This window comes from Actinomycetota bacterium (assembly GCA_030774015.1).
Classification (GTDB): domain Bacteria; phylum Actinomycetota; class UBA4738; order UBA4738; family JACQTL01; genus JALYLZ01.
Window position 1 is genome coordinate 1 of record JALYLZ010000078.1, and the last position, 23362, is coordinate 23362.

Below are 23362 nucleotides of genomic sequence, written 5' to 3' on the forward strand. Positions count from 1 at the left end.
TGGTGGCTACCCACGACTCGGGGGGGCGCCTGGTCCGCCTGGCTCGCACGGCCATGCCCCGGCTGCGCTCCGGGCTCGGCCTGCAGCGGTGTGCCACCACCCCCAAGGCGCCGGTGGCCGGACCCACGCCGGCGAAGGCGCAGCCCGAGGTGGCCCCAGTTGCTCCGACAACGACAGATCAGGAGGCGGCGCAGCCGCGAACGGCGGAGGGCATCCCCCGCGTCCTGGACAAGAGCTTCTTCGAAGCCGGCCTGACCAAAGCAAACGTGGAGCAGGCGATCCATCTGTTCGGTCAAACCGACGTCGCGAACGAGGTCCTGGCCTGGCTCGCCTCCCGCGGCATCAAAGCGATGGTCGTGTTCGTCGCGGAAGGGGCATTCCTTCCCGGCCGCGATCGCACCGCCGCAGGGACCTACCGAGAGGTGGGGGCGGGCCGGTACAACATCTACGCCGTAGCCGGCACCCGAAAGGGCGAGTTCGTCTTGATCGACGCGCGCGGCACCCGCGAGTGGCGGGATCGAGTGGTGGACGCCGAGCCCGACGGGATCGCGGACACCATCTTCCACGAGCTCCTCCACGTGTGGTTCACGAACCGCTTCCCGGGCGCTGACATCACAACCGGCCACACGCAGTCCGTGAAGCCGACAGAGATCTTCCTCGGTGGAGCGAAGATCTACGACGAGCCCCAGTACGACGCGCGTTTCTTGGCGAAGTTGAAGCAGTTCGACGCTCAGGTGCGTGAGGTCAAGGCGAAGGAGGGGGCTCGGTGAACGCGCGCTGGTTCGGCGGGGGGATGGTCCTTCCGCAGGTCGTCCTGCTCGGCCGGCCCCGATCGCTGTTTCGGCTGGCGGGCTACGTCGGCTTGGCCGCATCAATAGCCCTCGCGCTGCAGCTGGTGGCGTTCCGAGGAGCGCCCACTTGGCCCATGCTCGTCGTGGCCGTCGTCGCCATCGTCACCTTCCTTGCCTTGGCCATGGCCACGAAGGTCATCACGGGGACGGAGTCACTCACTCTGTATCACCACCTGATCGCGGTCCTGGCCCTCTCGGCGCTCACGCTGTGGCTTCTCGGCCAGCCCATCCTCGTCTACCTGGACGCCACCGTTCTCGGGGTCGGTCTGTTCATCGCGTTCGGTCGCGTCGGGTGCCTGAGCGCCGGGTGCTGCCACGGTCGCCCGTGGGCAAGGGGCGTCCGGTACCGCGACGAGCACGCGGCCGCAGGCTTCCCGCGACACATGGTCGGCGTGCCGCTCTTTCCCATCCAGGCCATCGAGGCCGCGAGCCTCGTCGTGATCGTGACGGTCGGGGCAGTCCTCGTGGCACGTGGTGCGGCGCCCGGAGCGGCTCTGCTCTGGTATCTCTCCGCGTACGCGATCGAGCGGTTCCTGTTGGAGTTCGCTCGGGGAGACCCGCCCCGGCCATACCTGTGGGGATTCTCCGAAGCCCAGTGGACCTCCCTGGCGCTGTCCTGGGGGGTGGCAGGGGCGGGACTGACGGGGATTCTGCCGGGGCAATTCTGGCCGCTCGTAGGGGCGCTCGGCACCACCATCACCACAGGCGTGGTGGCGATGTGGCGGCGCAGTGCACACGGAGCATGGTCCAAGCTGCTCACTGCTCGGCACATCGATGAGGTCGCGAGGGCCCTGACCGAGCTGAAGGAGGCCGGGGCCGGGCCGATGCGAACGGCGCGTCCTGCTGACATCGAGCTGGTGAGGACATCGCTCGGCATCCTGATCTCGTCGGATATCGGGTCGCCTGGCGGAACGCCGTACTACGCGCTGTCCCGTCTCCGTCCACCGCTGTCTCCAGCGGAAGCACGGGCGCTGGCCCACCTCGTGATGCGCCTGCGGCATTCCGGTGCGCCGCTGGATCTCGGTGAAGGCGGGGCCGGCGTATGGCATCTGAACTTTGGGTCGGCGGCGACGGCCGTGCACCGAAATCAGGCCGGTGGCAACGTCCACTTGCCTCCGCCCCGAATGATTTCCGGCCGGAAAGAGACGGAATTCGGAACCGACCCCTTGACGGACCAGCCGATGGGGGGCTATGACTCCGAGGGACGTCGTCGGCGAATTCGACACCAGGGGAGGGGAAGCGGGAGGCCGATCGGATGACGACATTTCCCGGATCGCCGCGACTGCTGAAGGGCGCCATTGTGGGCATTGATCCGTTCAACCCGCTCGCCAGCGTTGTCATCTTCCAGTACAACCCTGATTCAATGACCCGCCAGCTTCAGGCGCAGACCACGGGAGCGGGCGGTGGGGGCCGGGCCCAAGCCGTTCGGTTGAAGGGCGCGCCCGTCGAGACGATCGGCCTCACCGTGGAGATCGACGCGGTGGACCAACTCGAGACGGGGGACGGGATCGCCTCCACCATGGGCGTCTATCCACAGCTCTCCGCCTTGGAGATGCTGCTGTACCCGAAAAGTGCTCTGGTCATCGCCAACACGGTGCTCACGACGCTCGGCACCATCGAGACGATCGCTCCTGAGGCACCCATGACCCTGTTCGTGTGGGGGGTGAAGCGGGTCCTGCCCGTTCGATTGACCGGGTTCACGATCACCGAGGAGGCGTACGACGTCGGGCTGAACCCCATTCGTGCCAAGGTGGCCCTGAGCCTTCGGGTGCTGTCCTACAGCGACCTGTCCATCACCGACCCCGGCTATTACCTCTTCCTCGCCCATCAGGTGATGAAGGAGGTCATGGCAACCATCGGTAGCATCGGAAACGCCGCGGCGGCCGCCTCCGGCTCCGTGAGCGCCGGAGTCACCATCGGAGGCTAGAGGTGTTCTCGCCGACCAGCCGGTACGCGAGGTTGCCCACCGCGACGGTTGCGGTGACCGATCGGGATGGGACCGTGCGGGACGTTCGGTACGTGCGGCGACGGTTCCTCCCGGCCCCCGGCTCGTCGGTCGCGCTCGCCTCGCACACCGTGGTCGAGGGGGATCGTCTCGACAACATCACGGCGCGGTACCTGGGCGACCCGACCCAGTTCTGGCGGATGTGCGACGCGAACGCGGCCATGAACCCACCGGACCTCCTCCGGGCGGGGGTCACCCTCCTCGTGCCCGTACCGCAGGCCTGAGCGCGGATGCCGGCGCTCGGGACGTATGTCACGTTCCTGATCGGTCCCACCGTCGCGTCCCCGGCCCCTCCGGCGCTCACCGAGGCCATCGACTCCATCGAGGTCACGCACAGCGACGAGGGGCGCTCCGGATTCCAGATGACGTTTCAGACCGCCAGGAGCGGCCCCGCCGACATCGTGGACGATCCGTTGCTCGCCACATCGCTCCTGGAGCCCTTCAACCGGGTCATCCTCATCGCCACGCTGGGAGGGGTTCCCCGCGTGCTGATGGACGGTGTGATCACGCACCGGCAGCTCGCCCCGGCAGAGGACGTGGGGGCATCGAGCGTCACGATCACCGGTGAGGACGTCAGCGTGATGATGGACCTCGAGGAGAAGTCGGCGGAGCACCCCGCCCAGGACGAGACGATCATCGCCAACGTCATCATCGCCAGTTACGCCCAGTACGGGCTGATCCCGACGGTGATCCCTCCCCTCGTGGTCGACCCGCCGATTCCGATCGAGCGCGTCCCCGTCCAGCAGGGAACCGACCTCCAGTATCTGAACGAGATGGCCCAGCGATACGGCTACGTGTTCTTCGTGAGCCCCGGCCCGGCTCCGTTCACCAACATCGCGTATTGGGGACCTTCGCCCCGGCTCTCGGTCCCGCAGCGGGCCCTCACCGTGAACATGGGGCCGGACTCCAATGTCGAATCACTCTCGTTTCAGCAGGACGCGCTGGGGCCGACCCGGGTGGCCGGAAGCGTCCAGGATCGCAACACCAACCAGTCGGTGACGGTCCAGTCCGTCGCGGTCACCCGTCCGCCGCTGGCGGCCCTGCCGTCGTGGGCGACCCAGTCCAACGTGCGCACCGTGCAGTTTCGCCAGACGGGCCTGAACATGGCCCAGGCCCTGGCCCGGGCCCAGGGTACCGCCGACGCATCGAGCGACACCCTGGTGGCGGAGGGCGAACTCGACGCGACGCGCTACGGTGACCTCCTCCAGGCCCGCGCGCTGGTCGGGCTGCGGGGGGCGGGCTATCAGCACGACGGGTTCTTCTACGTGAAGCGGGTGACGCACACCATTCGGCGAGGCGAGTACCGGCAGCGCTTCACCCTGACTCGAGAGGGCGTGGGGTCGACCACCCCCGCGGTGACCCCGTGACCGGTGCGGTCGCCGCCGAGGCGCACGGCCGGACCGGCGGAAGAGAGGCTGATCGGATGACGCAGTTCTACGGCAAGTACCGGGGGAAGGTCGCGAACAACGTGGACCCCATGCAGTTGGGACGGGTCCAGGTCTCTGTTCCGGCCGTGCTGGGGGACGGCCAGATGAGCTGGGCCATGCCCTGCGTCCCGTTCGCCGGCTCCGGAGTGGGGCTCTTCCTGGTCCCGCCCGTGGGCGCGAACGTGTGGGTGGAATTCGAGGGTGGCGACACGAACTACCCGATCTGGAGCGGCTGCTTCTGGGGGATTGGCGAGGTCCCCGCGTCGCCCGCGCTGGCCCAGATGAAGGTCCTGAAGACGGACGCCATGACGGTCACGCTTTCGGATCTGCCCGGCGCCGGGGGGCTGACCATCGAGGTCAACCCTCCCGCGGTGGCCACCCCGCTCAAGATCGCGCTCTCCTCGAGCGGCATCGAGCTGTCGAACGGCGCCGCGAAGGTCTCGCTCACCCCCGCCAGCGTCTCGATCAACGACGGCGCCCTGGAGGTCATCTGATGGGGACTCCGGTCGTGCAGATGGGGGCGACGGTGATGTGCTCCCACGGGGGCCAGGCCCAGGCGACGGCTCCCAATCCGCGAGTCCTGCTGGGGGGACAACCCGTCACGACGTTGTCGGCGCCGTGGGTGGTGGCCGGGTGCGCGTTCGTCCCTCCGGCTGGCAACGGACCCTGCGTGACCGCGACGTGGATGAGTGGGGCGACCCGCGTCCTGGCGGGGGGCCAGCCGGTCCTGCTGCAGAGCGGCCAGGCGACGTGCACGCCCACCGGAACCCCGCTGATGGTGGTGGTCACCCAGATGCGGGTCCTGGGGACCTGATGGACGTCGCGTATCCCTTCCGGATCGACGGCCGGGGACGGACGGCGGAGGCCGACCGGGACGCCCACGTCCGCGACCTCATCGAACAGGTCCTGTTCACCACGCCGGGGGAACGAGTCAATCGGCCCACCTTCGGCAGCGGCGTTCGCCAGCTCGTCTTCGCTCCGAACAGCGCGGAGGTCGCCACGGCGACGCAGTTCCTCATCCAGGGCGCGCTGCAGCAGTGGCTGGGCGACGTCATGCAGGTCGAGTCCGTCGACGTGGAAAGCGACGACGCGACGCTGCGGGTGACCGTCCAGTACCGGACGAGGCAGGGTCAGCAGGCGCAAACGGCAGTGTTCACGCGAGGGACGTGAGGATGGCCACCCAGTACCGGTGCGGGAACGAGGGGCGACGGCTGGCGGTTCGGACCACGAGGCGACCGGACGGCACGGCGGTCATGAACGGGATCGACTATCTGACGGTGGAACCGGGCCAGACCCGGTTGACCGTGAACTTCATCCACAACCTCCCCGGCGGAGGGGCGCCCGATCCGGTCCCGGCCGCCGGGCCGGAGCTCGGCGCATCGAACCTGGTGGTGGACGGCGGGGTCCGCGTGGTCGACGTCCGCGTGACCCTGGTGGAGACGCAGGGAAGCTCGGTCACCGTCCACGTGGATCGTCCCGGCGACTTCTCCACCTACACCCTGCGGCTGATCCGGTCGCCCTCCGACCCCAACCCTCCCCTCGGGTTCGACCCTCAGCTCTCGGCCGTCCCGTTCGTCTTCAAGGTCGATTGCCCCAGCCCGTTCGACTGCCTCCACGTCACGCCGTGCCTCCCGCCCGGCCTGCCCGAGCCCCACATCGACTACCTGGCCCGGGACTACGCCAGCCTCCGCCAGCTCATGCTGGACCGGCTGGCCGTGGTCATGCCGGCATGGCGGGAACGGAATCCGGCCGACCTCGGCGTGGCCCTGGTCGAGGTCCTGGCCTACACCGGGGACCACCTCAGCTACTTCCAGGACGCCGTGGCCACGGAGGCCTATCTGGGGACGGCCCGCAGGCGGGTGTCGGTGCGCCGCCACGCCCGCCTGCTCGATTACCGCATGCACGACGGATGCAACGCGCGAGCGTGGGTGGCCATCACCGCCGGCCCGGCGGGCAGCGGGAAGCTCCTCCCCGGGCCGTCGGGCACCAGGCCGGGAACGGCTCTGGTGACGATGGTCGATCCCGGCCGGGCGACGCTCGCCGAGGAGGTGGCCGCCGCCGCCGTCCGGGGGGGAGCCGAGGTCTTCGAGACGATGCACGACATCACCCCGTACGCCTCCAACGACACGCTGCGCTTCTATACGTGGGACGACGAGGAGTGCTGCCTGCCCGCCGGGGCCACCCGAGCCACGCTCCGGGACGACGGGCCGGCCGGCCGGCTGGTCCTTCGGGCCGGGGACGTCGTGATCTTCGAGGAGCGCGTGGGGCCGGGGACGGGGCTGACCGCCGACGCGGACCCCACCCACCGGCACGTGGTGAGGCTGCGGTCGGTTCGACCGGAGGCGGAGAGCTCGGTGGTCGTCGGGGTCGAGGTTCGAACCGCTTCGCCGGCGGTGACCGACCAACTGACCCAGACACCCATCGTCGAGATCGAGTGGTTCGACGAGGACGCCCTTCCCTTTCCGCTCTGCATCTCCACGGTGGTCGACGGCATCCCCTTCCAGGACGTCACCACGGCCTGGGGGAACGTCGTCCTGGCCGACCACGGGGCCACCCAGGCTCCGGAGCAGCTCGACCCGCCCGTCGTTCCCCCGGACCGGCCCTACCGGTCCCGGCTCCAGGGTTTCGGCATCACCGAGCGAGAGCCCTTCGATCCCGGCGGGGCCAGGTCCCGTCCGGCCGCCGGGCTGGCCACGCAGGATCCCCGGGCCGGGCTTCCGGACGTGTCGCTGTCCGGAGGGGGCGAGACCTGGATCGCCCGGCAGGATCTCCTGGCCAGCGGCCGGTTCGACACGGAGTTCGTGGTCGAGACCGACGACGAGGGCACGGCGAGACTCCGGTTCGGCGACGGCGTGTTCGGGCGTCCTCCGTCCAGCGGGCTGATCGCCACGTACCGGGTGGGAAACGGGCCGGCCGGGAACGTCGGCGCCGCCGCCATCGCCCACGCGGTCACGTCGGTCCCGATCGCGGGCGTGCGGAACCCGCTCCCGGCCGAGGGGGGAACCGGGCCCGAATCGACGGAACAGGTTCGACTGTTCGCGCCGCGGGCGTTCCGCTTCCCCAAGCGTGCGGTCACGGAGCAGGACTACGCGGAGGTGGCCCAGCGCCACCGGGAGGTCCAGAAGGCGGTGGCGAGGCTCCGGTGGACCGGAAGCTGGCACACCGTGTTCGTCTACGTCGACCGCCGGGGCGGGCGACCCGTCGACGACGCGTTCCGGGACCAGCTTCGCTCCTTCCTGGAGGGCTTCCGGATGGCGGGCCTCGATCTGGAGATCGAAGGCCCGCAGTTCGTCCCGCTCGACATCGTGTTCCGGGTCTGCGCCAAGGCCGGGTACGACCCGAACGACGTCCGCTCCGCGTTGCTGACCGCCTTCGGCACCGGTGAGCTCCCCGCCGGAGGGCCGGCCTTCTTCCACCCGGACCAGTTCACGTTCGGCCAGCCCGTGTACCTCAGCCGCATCATCGCCCGGGCCATGGCCGTCCCCGGTGTGGAGTGGGTGGACACGGCGGACCGCGCGCCGACCATGTTCCAGCGGTGGGGACAGCCCGCCAGAGGGGAGCTCGCGGGTGGTGCCCTCGAGATGGCTCCGCTGGAGATCGCCCGGGTGGACAACGACCCTAACGCCCCGGAGAACGGCCGGATCGACTTCGTGGTGGAGGCAGGACAGTGAACGGGAGCCATGGCGGGTCTGGCCCCGAGCTGTGCGGCTGCTGCGAGCCGGAGCCCCAGGCCGCCCCCGTCTCCAACCGTCCCGGGCTTCCGGCGCTGGCCTACCGGGTCGGGACGCACGGCACGTTGCTCCGCCGGATGCTGGCCCGCCTCGCGCTGGAGACGGTCGGGGACGGACCGGAGGGAGACCGGCGGCCCCTGGCGTCCCTGACCTCCCGGACCACGGAGGACTTCTCCATCTCCCTGCTCGACGCCTGGGCCCTCGTGGGCGACGTGGTCACGTTCTACCAGGAGCGAATGGCCAACGAGGGGTACCTGCGGACGGCCACCGAGCGGGTCTCGGTGCTGGAGCTGGCCCGGGCCATCGGCTACGAGCTGAACCCCGGCGTGGCCGCCGGGACGTACCTCGCCTTCACCGTCGAGGAGGCCCCGGGAGCTCCAGCCTCGGCCATGGTGGAGAAGGGCCTGAAGGTGCTCTCGATCCCCGCGCAAGGGCAGAAGCCCCAGGCGTACGAGACGGTCGAGGAGATACAGGTGCGCCTGGAGTGGAACGCCGTGCGCCCCCGCCAGACCGTTCCCCAACCGCTCGCGGCCGGCATGACCTCCCTGTACCTGGAGGGCCTGGCCACCCAGCTCCAGGTCGGGGACCCACTCCTGCTGGTGGGGCTGGAGCGGGCGGTGAAGAACGTGGGGTCGGAACGGTGGGACCTCCGGACCGTGACCTCGGTCACGGCCATTCCCGAGCGGAACCAGACCAGGGTGACCTGGGACAAGCCCCTGGGCGAGCCGGTGGGCTCGCCTCCGGCGCGCTTCCGAACGCTGCCCGCGGAGGCCGACGCCCACGCATATGCCCTCCGCCTGAGGACCTCGCTGTTCGGCTACAACGCCCCCGACTGGCGGGCCATGCCGCTGTCCACGCAGGTCGCGTTCGCGTACCCCGGTCGGGATCCCGACGCCGTGCCGCGGAGGGATCTGCCGGACCAATGGCCCGGCTTCGCCCTGGTCCCCGGGTCGCACATCCTGGACCTGGACGGGGACCATCCCAAGGTGGTGGCGGGTTCGTGGCTCGTCCTCACCCGGCCGGGCTGGACCGAGCTGTATCGCGTGACGAGCGTGGCCCCCACCGCTCGGTCGGATTTCACCATGTCCTCGAAGGTGACCCGAGTGGGCATCGACACCACCGAGCACCTCGGCAGGTTCGGGCTGCGAGGGACCTCCGTGCTCGCCCAGAGCGACGAGCTCGAGCTGGCGGACATGCCGATCGAGGAGCCGGTGGCGGGGAGGACGGTCGAGCTGGGAGAGGTCGTCACGGCGCCAGCAGAGGGCCGTCCCGTCGCCATCACCGGCAAGCGCATCCGGGTCCGGATCACGGCGAACATGGGTTCCGTCTCGTTCCTGGCCTCGGGCGACGACCAGGCCGTGCCGCTCGCGACGGGGGACTCGCTGCAGGTCGTGTCGCCGCCCGACGCCTCTGGATGCTGGGGCCTGCTGGATCGAGACGCGCGAGAGGGATTCGCGCGGCTCCCGTCGGGCTCGTTCGTGTACGAGCGCGCGCCGAAGGAGGACGCCGACGTGAGCGAGGTGGCCTTCGTGCAGACGGTGGTCCAGGAACGGGATCGCACCACCCTCGTACTGGCCCGGGCCCTGGCGAGGGCGTACGACCGGACCACCGTGACCGTCTCCATGAACGTGGTGCGCGCCACGCACGGGGAGACGGTGCAGGAGGTGCTGGGGAGCGGGGACGGCAGCGTCGCCAACCAGCGGTTCGTGCTGAAGAAGCCACCCCTGACGTTCGTGTCCGCACCGTCGGCGTCCGGCGCCGAGGACACCCTGACTGTCCGGGTGGACGAGGTGGCCTGGGACGAGGCTCCCTCGCTGTTCGGGCTGGGCCCCCGGGACCGGAGCTACATCGTGCGGATCGACGACGACGCCCGGGCGTCCGTCACCTTCGGCGACGGCGAGAGCGGCGCGCGACTCCCCACCGGACAGGAGAATGTCACGGCGACCTACCGCAGCGGGATCGGGCCGGAGGGCGAAGCGGAGGCCGGCGCCATCACGTTGTTGCAGAAGCGGCCCCTGGGCGTGCGCGGGGTAACCAACCCCGTCGGCGCCACGGGCTCGGCCGCGCCGGAGAAGCTCGAGGACGCGCGGCAGAACGCCCCACTCACCGTCGTCACGCTCGATCGGATGGTGTCCCTCCAGGACTTCGAGGACTTCGCCCGGGCCTTCGCCGGCATCGGGAAGGCCATGGCGGTGGCGGAGTGGGACGGACAGCGCCGCGTGGTGCGGCTGTCGGTGGCCGGGGCGCTCGGGGAGAAGGTCGATTCCTCCTCCCAGCTGTACCTGGACCTGGTCGCGGCCATCGACCGGTTCCGCGACCCCGTGCAGGACGTCATCGTCACCGGATACCGGCGTCGCACCTTCGGTGTGCAGGCCACCGTGATCGTCGACCGGACGTACCTGCCCGACAGGGTGCTGAGGGACGTGCAGGACGCGCTGCTCGAGGCGTTCTCCTTTGAAGCCCGGACCTTCGGCCAGGGGGTCACCTCCGCCGAAGTGGTGACCGCCATCCAGTCGGTGGACGGGGTGACGGCGGTGATCCTGGAAGGGTTGTCGCTGGACCCCGCCGTGGATCCCGGTGCGACCGATCCCTGTGCCCCGCCCGCCCGGCCGAACTCGCCGCACACGGAGGGCGACGTGCTCCGAGTGGAGCCCGGGGACCTCCTGCTGCTCGAGTCGACCGGGATCTCGCTCGTCGCGAGGATCGCCCCGTGACCCCCGGGCGCCTGTACGGGTTGCTCCCGGCCGTGCACCGGGTCCGGGACGCGGACCAGGGGTATCCGCTTCGGGCCCTGCTCGCCGTCGTCGAAGAGCAGCTCGACGTGCTCGAGGGGGACGTCGAAGCCCTTTACGAGAACTGGTTCGTCGAGACCTGCCAGGAGTGGGTCCTCCCCTACGTCGGCGATCTCCTGCGGATCCGGGGGATCGAGCCGTCGACCTCGGGCGCATTCAGCCAGCGGGCCCGGGTGGCCAATACGGTCGCCTACCGCCGGCGCAAGGGAACGGCGGCCGTCCTCGAGCAGGTGGCCCGGGACGTCACCGATTGGCCGGCCCGAGCCGTCGAGTTCTTCCAGCTCCTGGGGTGGAACCAGAACGTGAACCACCTGCGCCCGAGGAGCCTGCGCACACCGGACCTCCGCGACGCGAACAGCCTCGAGCTGCTGGGCGGACCGTTCGAGGCGGCCGCGCACACGGTGGACGTCCGGGACGTGAGCACGTCCGCCGGCCGCTACGACATCCCGAACGTGGGCCTGTTTCTTTGGCGCCTCCAGCCGTACGGGGTGTGGCGCTCTTCGGCCCGGGCCGTGGCCGAACCGGCGGACGGCCGGTTCTGGTTCGGACCGCTCGCGATGGACGCTCCCTTGTTCAACGCGCCGCAGGCGGAGACCGAGATCACGCACCTGGCCGAGGAGCAGAACGTGGCCGGGGTGCTGCGGCGGCGGCCCCTGCACGACGAGCTCGAGGCCCGACGCCGTGCCCGATCGGCGGACGAAGAGGCCGAGCGGGTCTACTTCGGGGCCGAGCCCGTGATCCGCCTGTTCGTGGGAGACCCCCTCGCCGAGATCCCTCCCGAGCGGATCATGATCTGCGACCTGTCCGCCTGGGATCGGCCGCCCACGCAGCGCCTGTATCCGGGGCCGTCGGGACAGGGACAGGTGAGCCAACCGATCGACGTGGCCGTCGACCCGGCCACCGGGCGCATCGCCTTCCCGGCCGGAGTGGACCGGGGACAGCCCGTGGTGAGCTTCTCCTACGGATTCCCCGGCGACCTCGGGGGAGGTCCGTACAACCGCCGCGACTCCGTCCAGGCCTGGCTGGGCTCGTCCCGCCGCGCCGTCACGTTCCAGGTCGGCGTGACCACGGAGCAGCAGGCCCTCGACGCTGCTACCGACCCCACCGTTCTGGCCGGGACGCTGGGCCAGGCGATCGAGGCCTGGAACCAGCACGTCGCCACGCACCCGAATCCCTTCGGGATCATCGCGGTCATGGACAGCCGGACGTACGTGGTGGAGGCCCTGCCCGACCCCACTCCCATCATCATACCGCCGGGGGGCCGCCTCGCCATCGTGGCCGCCGACTGGCTCCAGGTGGAACCGTCTCCCGGCGCCCCGCCCGTTCGCGAGCGGGGCCAGGTGGTGCCGGACGGCGTCCGCCCCCACGTCCTGGGGGACATCGACGTGTCGGCGGCGCCGGTCCTGGAGGGAGCGGAGCCGGGAGAGTTGATCCTGGACGGCCTCCTCGTGGAGGGCCGGCTGCGGGTCCTCGAAGGTGACCTCGGAAAGCTCACCATCCGGCACTGCACGCTGGTCCCGGCCCGCGGAGGGCTCGTCGTCGACCCCTCGGCCGACCGGACGAGGCAGAACGGCCGGCTCGGCATCCGGCTGGTGCGGACCGTGTGCGGACCGATCTCCCTGCCCGCCACCGTCCCCGATCTGGAGCTGGCCGACTGCATCGTGGGCCCGGGCGCGGCGGGAGCCGCGATCGCCGCATCCGGGTCGAACCTCGGCGTACAGGCCTCCACCCTGCTCGGCACCTGCACGGCACGAACCCTGCAGGCCGGCAACAGCATCTTCGCCGGCGACGTGGACGTGGAGCGGCGGCAGGCGGGGTGCGTGCGGTTCTCCTACCTGACCCCCGCCTCTCACACCCCCCGTCGATACCGATGTCAGCCGGTCGACCTCGCCTCGGCCGGACGTGTCGTTCCCCAGTTCACATCCGTCGCCTACGGCGAGGCCGCCTACGGACAGCTCTCGGCCGCCACCCCTCCCGAGATCACGGAGGGGGCGGAGGACCGGGGAGAGATGGGGGCGTTCCGGTTCCTCGAGCAGACGCAGCGCCGGAACGCCCTGCGGGCCGCCCTGGCCGAGTACCTGCGGGTCGGTCTGGAGGCCGGCGTCTTCTTCGTCACATGATCGGAGGCATGCCATGAAGGGGGACTTCTCCCGGACCACCTTTCGCCCCGCGGAGCACTACGCGGCCGTGCTCCAGCAACAGGGCCGGGTGCAGCTCGACGCCGACTGGAACGAGCAGATCGACATCCAGGCCCACCGAGACGAGACCGTCGCCTCGGACGTGGTCGGCAGGACCGGGGCCCCCCTCGACGACGCGGGATTCGCGTTCTCCTGTGACGGCGGCGACATCTCGGCCAGTGGATGTCCCGCCGCCAAGGTGCATATCGGTGCCGGCCGCTACTACGTGGACGGCATCCTGTGCGAGAACGAGGCTCCCGTGTCCGTCCAGGGGCAGCCCGACCAGCCCGGCGCAGGCCTGCCAGGCCAGGAGGGAACCTACGTCGCCTACCTCGACGTCTGGCGCCGGCACGTCACGGTGCTGGAGGACGACGAGATCCGCGAGGTGGCACTGGGCGGCCCGGACACCGCGACCCGGACGAAGACCGTGTGGCAGGTCAAGCTGGAGCCGACCTCGGCGCCCTCCTGTGCGGCGCTGGGGACCGGTTGGGCCCCGGCGGGGTCCGAGAGCACCGGCCGCCTGGCGGCGAAGGCGGAGGAGGCCCAGCAGAACAGCGACGAGTGCCTGGTTCCGGCTGGGGCCGGGTTCCGCGGTCTGGAGAACCAGCTGTACCGGGTGGAGATCCACGACGGGGGGACCGCCCTCGCGTTCCCCCGGCCGCCAGGCACCGCAGTCGACACCGCGACGATCGTGGATGCCACCCACGTCCGGGTGACGTCGCTGGCCGTGGGGGGAACCGGATGGAAGCCGGGCCAGGTCGTGGAGGTGTTCAGCGACCAGACCGACGCGGCGAACGGCCCGGGGACGGTGGCCCGGGTCACGGAGGTCGATGCGGGGACGCTGACCCTCACCGTGGACTCGCCGCTCACCGCCCTCCAGGGCAACTCCGGCCTGAAGGCGCGCCGGGTGGCCTCGTTCGTGTGGTCCCGGGACAACGGCAGCGTGGTGGCCCGGCTCCAGGGAATCGACCCGGTCACCTCGATCATCACGGTGTCCCACCCGAACCGTGACGCCGTGTCGGGGTTCGCCGGCGGGGACTGGGTGGAGATCACCGACGAGGCCGGGGTGCTCGGGGGTGGACCGGGCCCGATGGTCCCGGTCTCCAGCGTGAAGGGAAACGAGCTCACCGCGTCGAGCTTCCCCGGCGGAGCCCCGCCGGCCGTGGGGACCCGCCCGACCGTCCGCCGATGGGACTCCAACGGTCCCCAGGTGGTAACCGCCGGCCCCTTCGTGGAACTCGAGCGGGGGGTCCTGGTGGCCTTCGCACCGGGCACATACCGAAGCGGCGACTACTGGACCGTGGCAGCGAGGACCCTCACCCACCAGGTGGAATGGCCGGCCGACCCCACCGATGCGACCAAGCCCGCGTTCCTGCCCGCCTCGGGCATCGAGCACCACTACGCTCCCCTCGCGCTCCTTCGTCGGGCCGCCGTCGACACGTGGACGCTGGTGAGCGACTGCCGCCGCCTGTTCCCCCCGTTGACGGAGCTGACCTCCTTCTCCTACGTGGGTGGGGACGGCCAGGAGGCCCTGCCCGACCTCACGGCATCGCCGCCCGTGGTTCCCCCGTTGCCCTCGCCGCTGGAGGTCTCCGTGACCCTCGGGAGCCGGCCGGTGAAGAACGCCCCCGTGCTGTTCAAGGTCACCGCCGGAAACGGGAAGGTGAACGGGGCCGCCCAGGCTCCCGTGGCCACCGACGCCGCCGGGGTGGCCAGGGTCCAATGGACGCCGGATCCGGGGACGCGCCCCCAACGGGTGGAGGCGGTGCTCCTGGACGACGGAGGAAACGGCCTGGCCGTCCCGCCGATCCATTTCACCGCCACGGTGAGCCGCGCCGACCAGGTCGCGTTCGACCCCAAGAAGTGCGTGCCGCTGGCGGGCACGAAGACGGTCCAGGACGCCATCGAGCGGATGCAGTCGTTCCGGAGCCTGGAGCGCGTCGCCGGTGACGGGCAGGACGCCATGCCGGGAGTCCCGGTCCCCCAGGCCCTTCAGGTCCGGGTGGTGGACGGATGCGGTCCGGTGGGCCGGGCCAAGGTCCGATTCCAGCCGTCGGACAACGGCCAGGTGGCCGCCGACGCGACGGGATTTCCGGGAGCCGCCTCGCTCGATGCCAGCTCGGACCCCGCCACTGGCCTCGCCTCGTGCGCCTGGCTCCCGGATTCGGGCGGGCCCCCCGTGCAGCAGCTGGCCGCCACGCTCCTGGACGGAGCCGGCAACCCTCTGCCGCTGACGGCGGTGACGTTCACGGCCAACCTCAGCACGGCCTCCCAGGTGCACTACGACCCCTGCGACCAGCTGGCGGGGGCGGACACCGTCCAGCAGGCCCTGGACAAGCTGTGCGAGCTGACGGGGGGCGGGGCGGAGCCCGGCGTCACCCTCCGGGGCATTTCGCTCTCGACCACCGGACAGGCTCTGCAGCTCGACCAGGTCGTGGCACCGGGGGACCTGAAGGATGGGATCATCCTGACCCCGTCCGAGCCGATCGATCTGATCGTCACGAAGATCGTCGCTCCCGTGATCCGGCTCGTCGTGGATCTCCCCTTTCCGCTGAACCCAGCGGACGCCGGGATCTGGGGCAGCACCGTCGTCGGGACCACGCCCGTCACGCTGAACGGTCGGATCGGCTCCGTGCTCCTGGGACGCCGGCTCTCCTGGACGCCAACGGACCAGGCGGCCGCCTGGTTGGACCAGCTGAGCGGCACGGTCGGGAGGCTGGTAGTCCCGCGGGTGGGCGTGCGCCTCATCGTGGACGGCAACTACATCTGGTCACGAGCGGACCCGAACCGGTTCCTCGACGCGGACGGGTTCGGCGTCACCCAGGATGGCGCGGTCGTTCTGCGGTTCCCCACAGGGGACGGCCGGCGGGGCGGGGTCCTCCGGCTCCCGTTCTGGCTGGCGATCGGGTGACCCACCGTCCCGGAGGCAGGATGGGCAGGCCTCATCCGGCCTCTTGACGAAGCGAGTCGTGCGAGGTACAAGAAGGATGCAAAGATTGTTCGTTCGCACTGGATCAAGGAACCGTCTTTCAGATCGGATGTCTGGAAGCGGCCCCTGGGGAGGGAGCGTTCGGAGGACTCGCTGGGAAGGCCGAGGGAGCTCGTGTTAGTGAAAGTTTCGAGTGTGTGACCTCGGAGTTGACCGGCGAAGTCGACCAGGTTTCCGTGGGGTCGTGGATAGGCGGAGCGTGACGAGGCGTACCAAGAGACAGAGGCGGGCTTACTTTCAAAGCGTTAGGCCCTTGAGTCGTTCTTGTAGTTAGATTCAATTGAGCGTCCTCTTGGGCCTATCTATTTGGGCGGACTGTTAGGTGGCAACAGAGCCTCTCCAGTCGGGCCGGTTCGGTTCCACCGCTGCGGCCCTGACGGAACAAGTCAGCGCCGCACTCTGAAGGGGTCGACTCATCCGATCCTATTCGCTTCATCTTGAGACGCTTAGCGCCCCCACTCATGGTGAGGCCTGGGACGTTGGCCACGGGGGAGCCAGCTTCGTCGCACCCCTCAGGTCAGCGCACGCGAAGGTCGTCCGCTCCCCCTTGGCCGATGTGCATGACGAACCCCGCGAGCGCATCCGCGGTGTTGGTCAGGACATCGCTGCTAGCGCGGAACTTGAATCCCGTGCTGCACGTCATGACCTGAGCTCCAAATCCGCCCAGGGCGTACCCGCCCTGATCGTGGACCCCGGGCAAGAGGTGCGCGTACTCATGGATCACGTTGGCCTGCCGGCTCATGGCATCGGGATCATCTCGGAACTGCGGGCAGAAATGGATCGGAGGACGTCCGCCACGGACGTACGCGACCGTGTCCTGGCTGGTCCCGCTGCACTCGGAATCGTCCCCGGTCTCACAGGCGGTTGGAGCCGTGACACTCATCTTGCTCTCCAGGGAGCGAAGACGCGACATCAGCCAGATCTGCCGGACGCCGTAGTCCGGGTCCGTGGGGGTGATGTTGAAGTTACTGTTGAACGCACAGGCCACCTCCCCTTCCAAGCGCCGAGCACCCGACAGGAGGTCGGGCTTGTTGTCGATCCACCGCCCGTGGAGGCGATCGAGGGCCACTCGGGCCGATGCCAGAAACGGCAGGGAGTCGCTCCGGGCCCGCTCGGCCAGCCGGCTGGTCCGCAGGGCCTCGTCAGCGGTACACACCTCCACCGGGCGGGATGCGATCAGTTGCTTGATGTAGTCACGGACGGCCTGGTCCGACACCATCTTGAGGTACTCGCGCAGGCCGGCCTTGGACAGCGCATTGAGACGAGCGATGATCTCGGGATCGGACAGATGCGCCTCCGTCAGCTGGCCCGTGTCGAATGCGTAATTGGTTCCGGTTCTCAGGCCGCCGCCAATCTGGCGATCGAGCCGATCGATGTCTCCTCTCGAGCCGGCGCTCGGCTCGATCCGGAGCCTTGCGACATCTTGTCGCGACCGGTCCCGGACTGCGGGAGGGGGCCAGGACGGCGGCGCGGTCCTCGGCTGGACGGAAAAGCTCGGCCCGGCAGGGGCATCCGCGGCGGTGGATCCGCTGGCCGCGCGTCAGCGTGCACACGCATGGCGCTGTACGCGTGTCCGGGCCGGGATTCCATGAACCCACGTGTGGCCGAGTTCATGGGCCAGTCGGCGGACCGCAGGGCCTCGTGAACGACCGGCGCGACGAGGTTCGGCCAGGCGGCGCCGTGCGTCGAGCGGTGCAAGCTCGAGCGGTCCTCGTCGTGGCCCCAAGTCCCAGAAGGGCACGGCCCTCCGCCACAGCGCTGAAGGATCCCGCTCGGAGATCTCGTCCCCGAGGAGATCCCGGGCCGGACGGCGAGGCGCGCGGCGGCGATCACGTCAGCCTTCCACCGGGCACGTGGTCGAGTTCGCCGAATCGTTCACGTAGTGGTTAGCCTCAACCCGCCATCCTGGCCCCTACCCTATGACCACCACCACCGGGACCGAAGTCCCGTATTCGCCCTGGAGTTCCGCACGCCTGGGGGACAAGCCCACGATAGCGCACTCGGTCGACGCACATTGAGCACGAGTTGATATCAGTGAGGCTCTCTCGATGCTTCGAGGCGACACCCGCTGCCGTCCTTGAAACGAGGAACTCTCGCGTCATCAACGCGAGAGTTCCTCCGGCGATCCCACTGGACCAAGAAACGAGCCATCGTCTGGCCTGCAGCCGTCCGCATCTACCCCCCAGGTGGAGCATCCGACCCAGCCCACCGTGTGCCCAGACTCCGCCAGAAGCAACGCCCAGCACGCATCGCCACTAACCACGCTGGTCTGCTTCTCGGCGACCTCGATCCCCAGGATCTGATCTAGATTGTAGCAATGTAGAGCGGCAAGCGCCAGCCTTGACGAGGGGAGGACCGGCGGCGGATTCTTGATCGCTTCGTGCCTGTTCGCCGACCAGCCTGGCGTGAGTCTCGGGCTAGGAGGTCGAGGCCGCCGCCTTGCGGCGCCTTGGAGATTGGGCGCGGCTGGTCGACTTCGACGGACGTCCGCGACGCGGAGCCGCTTGAACACGAAGCCCGAGATCCTTGAGCGTGGTGGTGGCCTTGCGTCCCCGTCGCGGAACCCGGCTGTTCTTCGTGAACATCTGAAGGTGCGAGTCACACAGATCCGTAATTCGGTTCTGACCGTCGAGCCGGAACGTGACCGAGGCACTCGCGGGCTTTCCACAGATATCACACGTGAGCAATGCCACAGTCGTTTCTGCCATCGTCCCTCCTTCGTCCGGTCAAGTGAAGAATATAGCAGGCGGCTTTCCCATACATACGATGCCGACAATGCTCCGGCCTCGGGTCCAAAGCGAGTTCGCAATGCATTGCCATTATGCAAGAGGGCGCAGACTGAACCTCTGCCCGCCCGTGCCGGGCTCAGCATTCCGCTGCGACCTCCGACCAGCGCGGCGTCTCGGCTGAGCTGAGCAGACTCCTCGAGACCAACGACGTTAGTTGCTCGGCGCGGCGACCACCGACCCCAGACAGCCATTGGAGGGGAAGCCGCGGGGGCAACCCGAAGTACCGTCGCCCTGCCTGCGCTGAGAAGCCCACTGGAGTCGAAGGATGTCACCGCTGGCTTCGGAGGGACACCCTACCTCACCCACCCAGGCGATTGATCGCCTCCCTTGTGACAGGGTAGATTGCGACCGGGCAGTAGAAGGAGGGGTGAGATCGGGTGACTTCAGCAGCCCTCGGGTTCCGGTTGCTGCTGGGGCTCATCTTCTTGAGGGTGGGCCTCGCGAAGATGGGCAACCGGACTGCCTTCACGCGGGCCGTCCAGAGTTACCGCTTGGCGCCCGCCCCGCTGTCCGAATGGATCGGCCGGTGGCTCCCGATCCTCGAAACAGCCCTGGGGGTCCTACTCGTGCTCGGGATTGAACAACGCCTGACCGGTTGGACCGTAACCGGGCTCCTCATACTTTTCGGCGCGGCTGTCTCGGTCAACCTCGTGCGAGGAAGAGCGATCGACTGCGGATGCTCGGGCGGCACGGCCCCGAAGTCGATCACGTGGTGGACGGTGGCGCGGAATGGGGGCCTCACGGCTATGAGCATGTCGGTAGCCACCAACCCGCCCACGGTTCTCTCGCTGGAGTCGCTGTGGCGAGCGTCAGGCCCCCCGGTCCCCTCTCTCAGTACCGGGCTCGCCACTGTGGACCTGACGCTCATCGTCATGCTTTCCTGGCTCCTGGCCAAGGAGGCGCTCCGGCTTTCCCGGACGGCGGGCTCCTTCCAACCGATCGGTCGGAGCGGTCCGCCGTGAGTTGGCCCTGGATCGTCGCGTTCCTTGGGCTCACGGCATTGGTGGGGTTGATGGGGTTCCTCATCCTCGGCCTCATGCGTCGGGTCGTACTCCTTCTGGAGGCGCTGGAGGGTCGGGCCGGGTCGCAGATCCACGGCGGGCTCCCAGTCGGCAGCCGGGTGCCGGCCTTCGAGGTGCTCGACGACGGCGGCAGGTTGATCTCTTCCGCCGAACTCCTACATGAGCCCGTCGTGGTGTTGCTCGTCAGCCCCGGCTGCTCTCCGTGCTTGGATCTCGCCGCAGAGCTTCGAGGCCTGGGCTCTCCCCTCCCGATTCCCATGATCGTGATCCGCGACGGTCACGATCAGCCGAACGGATTCGACGGTCTTGGGCACCAGGTCCTCCGGGACGTGAGCGCGTTCCGGGCCTTCGCCAACGCTGCGACGCCGTTCGGGTACGCGGTCAACGCCGATGGGACAGTCGCCGCGAGTGGTGTTACGAGTACGTCCGAAGCCCTTCTTGAGCTTGCCGAGACACTGCGGAAGACGGTCGGAGCCGGTCACGCCTGAAGGGCGCTCGATGAGGAAGGGGTGATGGGTCGTGTCTGAGCCAGCAGCAACCAGCCGTCGAACGTTCCTTCGTCAGGCGGCGAGAACGATCGCCACAGGCATCGGGATAACACTCGCCGTCCCAGGCATCGCCAGGGCGTCCACGGATTCGAACGAGGTCTGCTGCAAACAGAACTGCTCGTTGCCGGGTGGCGGGGGATGCCCCTCCGGCCAGGTGAAGTACCTCTGCAACGGCGTCTGTGGGCAGTACTGCACCTGCCACAACAACGTGGGGGACTGCTATACCCTCGTGTGTTGAAGAACCGTCCTGGAGACAGCGGCACCCCTAGAGAGCCGAGCCTCACGCCTATCCCAAGCATGCACTCCGGAGCGACCCGGTGCTGAGATACGTCTACGGACAGTTCCGGCATCGCCCGAGTCGCACCTTGACCCTCGGGGCCGGGATTCTGGTGGCGGCGGTGGGGTTCACCCTCCTCACGGCGGCCGCCGACACGGGCCAACTCCAGATCAAGGGGACCATCGGCCGGAACTTCAGGGCGGCCTATGACATCCTGGTGCGGCCGCCCGGCTCTTCCGGGGTCATCGAACGGCGGGAAGGGCTCGTCGCCGACAACTTCGCCAGCGGCATCTTCGGAGGGATCACCCTTCAGCAGTGGCATGAGGTCCTCAACCTCCCCGGGGTGGAGGCGGCCGCCCCCATCGCGAACCTGGGCTACATCGCGCCCTTCGAGAGGGTGCGGTTCACGATCAACCGCCTCCTCAACGCGGATCCGGTCCAGCTCTACCGGCTCCGTTTGACCTGGAGGGCGGATCGTGGAACCTCCCACTACCCGGGAGAGGACTCGTTCATCTACTACACCCGGGTCGACCCCATCTCCCGCCGGCAATACGAAATCCTCCCGAACGGCAGCCGCCTCGGTGTTTGCTTCGGCTTTGCTCGGGGCCAACCTCCCCAGACCGGACCCTTCCGCTACAGCACGCCCGCCGGGTGGCACCTCCAGTGCTTCTCCGCCTTGTCCCCGGGCACCCGCATCGCCAACCCCATACCGTTCCGCCATGGCAGGGTCGGGTCCGCGACCGACGTGCTCTATCCGGTCCTGGTCGCCGCCGTCGACCCGGTGCAGGAGGACAGGCTCTTGGGCCTGACGCACGCCGTCGTGGAGGGGCGCTCCCTCGACGAGGGGGATGGGCCCTCGAAGGCGGATGGCGTGACTGCGTTACCGGTGGTCGTCAGCAGCCGGACCTACGTGGACGAGCCCCTCGACGTGGCTATCCAGCGGCTGGAGATCCCTCCAGGTGTCGACGTTCCTGGCGTCTTGGCCTCGGACAGGGCATTCGCCTTCACCACGCATCTCCCGGGGAGGACGATCGCCCGGTTCCACTATGCATCGGACGTCTTGTGGCGGCGTGAGATTCGCGAGCTGTCAGGGACCGCCGCGTACTGGAGCGTCACGCCCGCGGCCTACCGGCCCCTCGACTCGGGGTATCTGGCTCCTCAGCCGACAAACAACCCGGCGAATGTCTACCTGGAGCCCGGAAGGGGAGAGCTGGCCGCCCCGGGAAATCAGGACGTGCAGTTCCGCCGCCTCCGCAGGCATGTGGTGGCCGAGGATGCCCCCCCGTTCCGGTTCAGCGTCGTGGGCCGCTACGATCCGCAGAAACTCCCCGGCTTCAGTCCCCTGTCTCAGGTTCCTCTGGCTGCCTATGCACCTCCGCTGGCGACACCGGCGGACGCATCGAGCCAGCAGGCTTTGCACGGGCGTCCTCTCCTTCCGAGCATGAACCTCGGCGGCTACATCCAGCAGCCGCCGTTCGTCCTCACCACCCTTTCATCCGTGAGGTTCCTGGAACGGTCGAATGTCCTTGGATCGGCGAACCCCCAGGCCCCGATCAGCGTGATCCGGGTGCGGGTGGCAGGTGTGAATGGGCCGGATCCGCTGAGCCTGGCCCGCATCCGCACGGTCGCGCAGCTGATCCAGCAACGGACGCACCTGACCGTGGACATCACCGCGGGGTCGTCGCCCCATCCCGTGCTCATCGGCCTGCCTGCGGGAAGGTATGGACGGCCGCCACTCCTCCTTCAGGAGGGGTGGACGAAGAAGGGGGTGGCCGTGGCTATCCTCCGGGCCCTCGACCGAAAGAGCCTGGCGCTCTTCGTGCTGGTCCTGGCAGTGTGCTCGCTGTTTCTGGCGAACGGTGCCGTTGCGGCCGTTCGGTCACGCAGGCGGGAACTGGGGACGCTGCTCAGCCTGGGGTGGTCGCAGGGACGAATCTTTCGCTCCGTGATTCTGGAACTCGCTGTGATCGGCTTCACTGCCGGACTCGTGGGAGGGGGGTTGGCCCTGGTGCTGACCCTCGTGCTGCACCTTCGGCTCTCGGCCCTGCGGGCCCTGGTGGTCTTTCCCGTCGCCGTGATGCTGGCCGTGCTCGCGGGCCTCCCCGCCGCGGTGGTGGCGGCTCGAAGCGTCCCCCTCGACGCCCTGAGAGTGCCGGTCACCCGCGGGGCACGTGGCCGCGGTGTCCGGCGGACGCGGCACCTCGCGATGGCCAACCTTCGACGGCTTCCCGGTCGCACCCTGCTCGGAGCTGGCGGGCTCTTCATCGGGGTGGGGGCGCTGACGGTACTGCTTGCCGTCAACCTCGCGTTCAGGGGGGCGCTCGTCGGGAGCCTCCTGGGAGGCGTGGTGTCCATACAGGTTCGGACCGCCGACCTCGCAAGCGTGATCCTCACGGTCGCCTTGGGAGGGTTCGCCGTCGCCGATGTGCTCATGCTCAATCTTCGAGAACGCGCCGTCGAGCTCGCGGCTCTTCGGGCGACGGGTTGGAGCGAGCTCCGCCTGGGCGGCCTGGTGGCGCTGGAAGGAGCGGGCATGGGCTTGATCGGAAGCGTCCCGGGGGGTGTGGTTGGGGGCCTCCTGGCCGTCGCGGTGGGGCGCAGCCACTACGCCAACGTGTTCCTGGTCTCGGGTGTCGCGGCCATTGCAGGGACGCTCGTCGGGCTCATGGCGGCGCTCGTCCCCGCGGCTCTTGTCGCGCGCATGGCGCTTCCGGCGATTCTGGCCGAGGAGTAGAGACATTGGGCGTTCCCGTC

Annotated in this window: 16 protein-coding genes; 15 read left to right on the forward strand and 1 reads right to left on the reverse strand. The window is 69.2% G+C overall.

All coding sequences use genetic code 11. The annotated features are described in order from the left end of the window. The 12 genes from M3Q23_08010 to M3Q23_08065 all read left to right on the forward strand — a co-directional run. On the forward strand, positions 1–770 hold a 770-nt coding region (locus tag M3Q23_08010), incomplete at its 5' end, for a hypothetical protein (GenBank protein MDP9342030.1). After that, positions 767–2110 carry a prolipoprotein diacylglyceryl transferase gene (locus M3Q23_08015; protein ID MDP9342031.1) on the forward strand — a complete coding sequence of 448 codons (1344 nt, stop codon included), beginning with the start codon at positions 767–769 and terminating at the stop codon, positions 2108–2110. The genes M3Q23_08010 and M3Q23_08015, both read left to right, overlap by 4 nt. Continuing rightward, a complete protein-coding gene (locus M3Q23_08020) occupies positions 2107–2778 on the forward strand; it encodes a hypothetical protein (GenBank protein ID MDP9342032.1) in 672 nt (223 codons plus the stop codon). The genes M3Q23_08015 and M3Q23_08020 overlap by 4 nt, the downstream gene beginning before the upstream one ends. Positions 2779–2852: 74 nt before the next feature. Next, positions 2853–3080 carry a LysM peptidoglycan-binding domain-containing protein gene (locus tag M3Q23_08025; protein MDP9342033.1) on the forward strand — a complete coding sequence of 76 codons (228 nt, stop codon included), beginning with the start codon at positions 2853–2855 and terminating at the stop codon, positions 3078–3080. A gap of 6 nt (positions 3081–3086) precedes the next feature. Continuing rightward, positions 3087–4223 (forward strand): hypothetical protein, encoded by a 1137-nt coding sequence (locus M3Q23_08030; GenBank protein MDP9342034.1) that lies wholly within the window; start codon positions 3087–3089, stop codon positions 4221–4223. A gap of 56 nt (positions 4224–4279) precedes the next feature. Further along, entirely contained in the window at positions 4280–4777 is a 498-nt protein-coding gene (locus tag M3Q23_08035; protein MDP9342035.1) for a phage baseplate assembly protein V, read from the forward strand. Continuing rightward, positions 4777–5097: a DUF4280 domain-containing protein gene (locus M3Q23_08040; protein MDP9342036.1), complete on the forward strand. Its 321-nt coding sequence runs from the start codon at positions 4777–4779 to the stop codon at positions 5095–5097. The genes M3Q23_08035 and M3Q23_08040 overlap by 1 nt, the downstream gene beginning before the upstream one ends. Further along, positions 5097–5453 carry a GPW/gp25 family protein gene (locus tag M3Q23_08045; protein ID MDP9342037.1) on the forward strand — a complete coding sequence of 119 codons (357 nt, stop codon included), beginning with the start codon at positions 5097–5099 and terminating at the stop codon, positions 5451–5453. Before M3Q23_08040 ends, M3Q23_08045 begins: the two co-directional genes overlap by 1 nt. A 2-nt stretch (positions 5454–5455) precedes the next feature. Beyond that, on the forward strand, positions 5456–7954 hold the full coding sequence (locus M3Q23_08050) for a putative baseplate assembly protein (GenBank protein MDP9342038.1): 2499 nt from the start codon (positions 5456–5458) through the stop codon (positions 7952–7954). Continuing rightward, entirely contained in the window at positions 7951–10728 is a 2778-nt protein-coding gene (locus M3Q23_08055) for a putative baseplate assembly protein (GenBank protein MDP9342039.1), read from the forward strand. The genes M3Q23_08050 and M3Q23_08055 overlap by 4 nt, the downstream gene beginning before the upstream one ends. After that, complete coding sequence (locus tag M3Q23_08060; protein MDP9342040.1) at positions 10725–12926, forward strand: hypothetical protein; 2202 nt, start codon at positions 10725–10727, stop codon at positions 12924–12926. The genes M3Q23_08055 and M3Q23_08060 overlap by 4 nt, the downstream gene beginning before the upstream one ends. Positions 12927–12939: 13 nt before the next feature. Continuing rightward, positions 12940–15894, forward strand: coding sequence for a DUF6519 domain-containing protein (locus M3Q23_08065; GenBank protein ID MDP9342041.1), 2955 nt, complete (start codon positions 12940–12942; stop codon positions 15892–15894). A 595-nt stretch (positions 15895–16489) separates the two neighbouring features. Here the strand turns inward: M3Q23_08065 and M3Q23_08070 are convergent. Continuing rightward, positions 16490–17188: a hypothetical protein gene (locus M3Q23_08070; GenBank protein MDP9342042.1), complete on the reverse strand. Its 699-nt coding sequence runs from the start codon at positions 17186–17188 to the stop codon at positions 16490–16492. Positions 17189–19138: 1950 nt separating this feature from the next. Between M3Q23_08070 and M3Q23_08075 the strand changes: the two genes are divergently transcribed. From M3Q23_08075 to M3Q23_08085, 3 genes are all read left to right on the forward strand, one after another. After that, on the forward strand, positions 19139–19723 hold the full coding sequence (locus M3Q23_08075) for a DoxX family protein (protein ID MDP9342043.1): 585 nt from the start codon (positions 19139–19141) through the stop codon (positions 19721–19723). A gap of 50 nt (positions 19724–19773) precedes the next feature. After that, on the forward strand, positions 19774–20271 hold the full coding sequence (locus M3Q23_08080) for a hypothetical protein (GenBank protein MDP9342044.1): 498 nt from the start codon (positions 19774–19776) through the stop codon (positions 20269–20271). 377 nt (positions 20272–20648) lie between these two features. Next, positions 20649–23342 carry an ABC transporter permease gene (locus M3Q23_08085; protein MDP9342045.1) on the forward strand — a complete coding sequence of 898 codons (2694 nt, stop codon included), beginning with the start codon at positions 20649–20651 and terminating at the stop codon, positions 23340–23342. Positions 23343–23362: the final 20 nt, after the last annotated feature.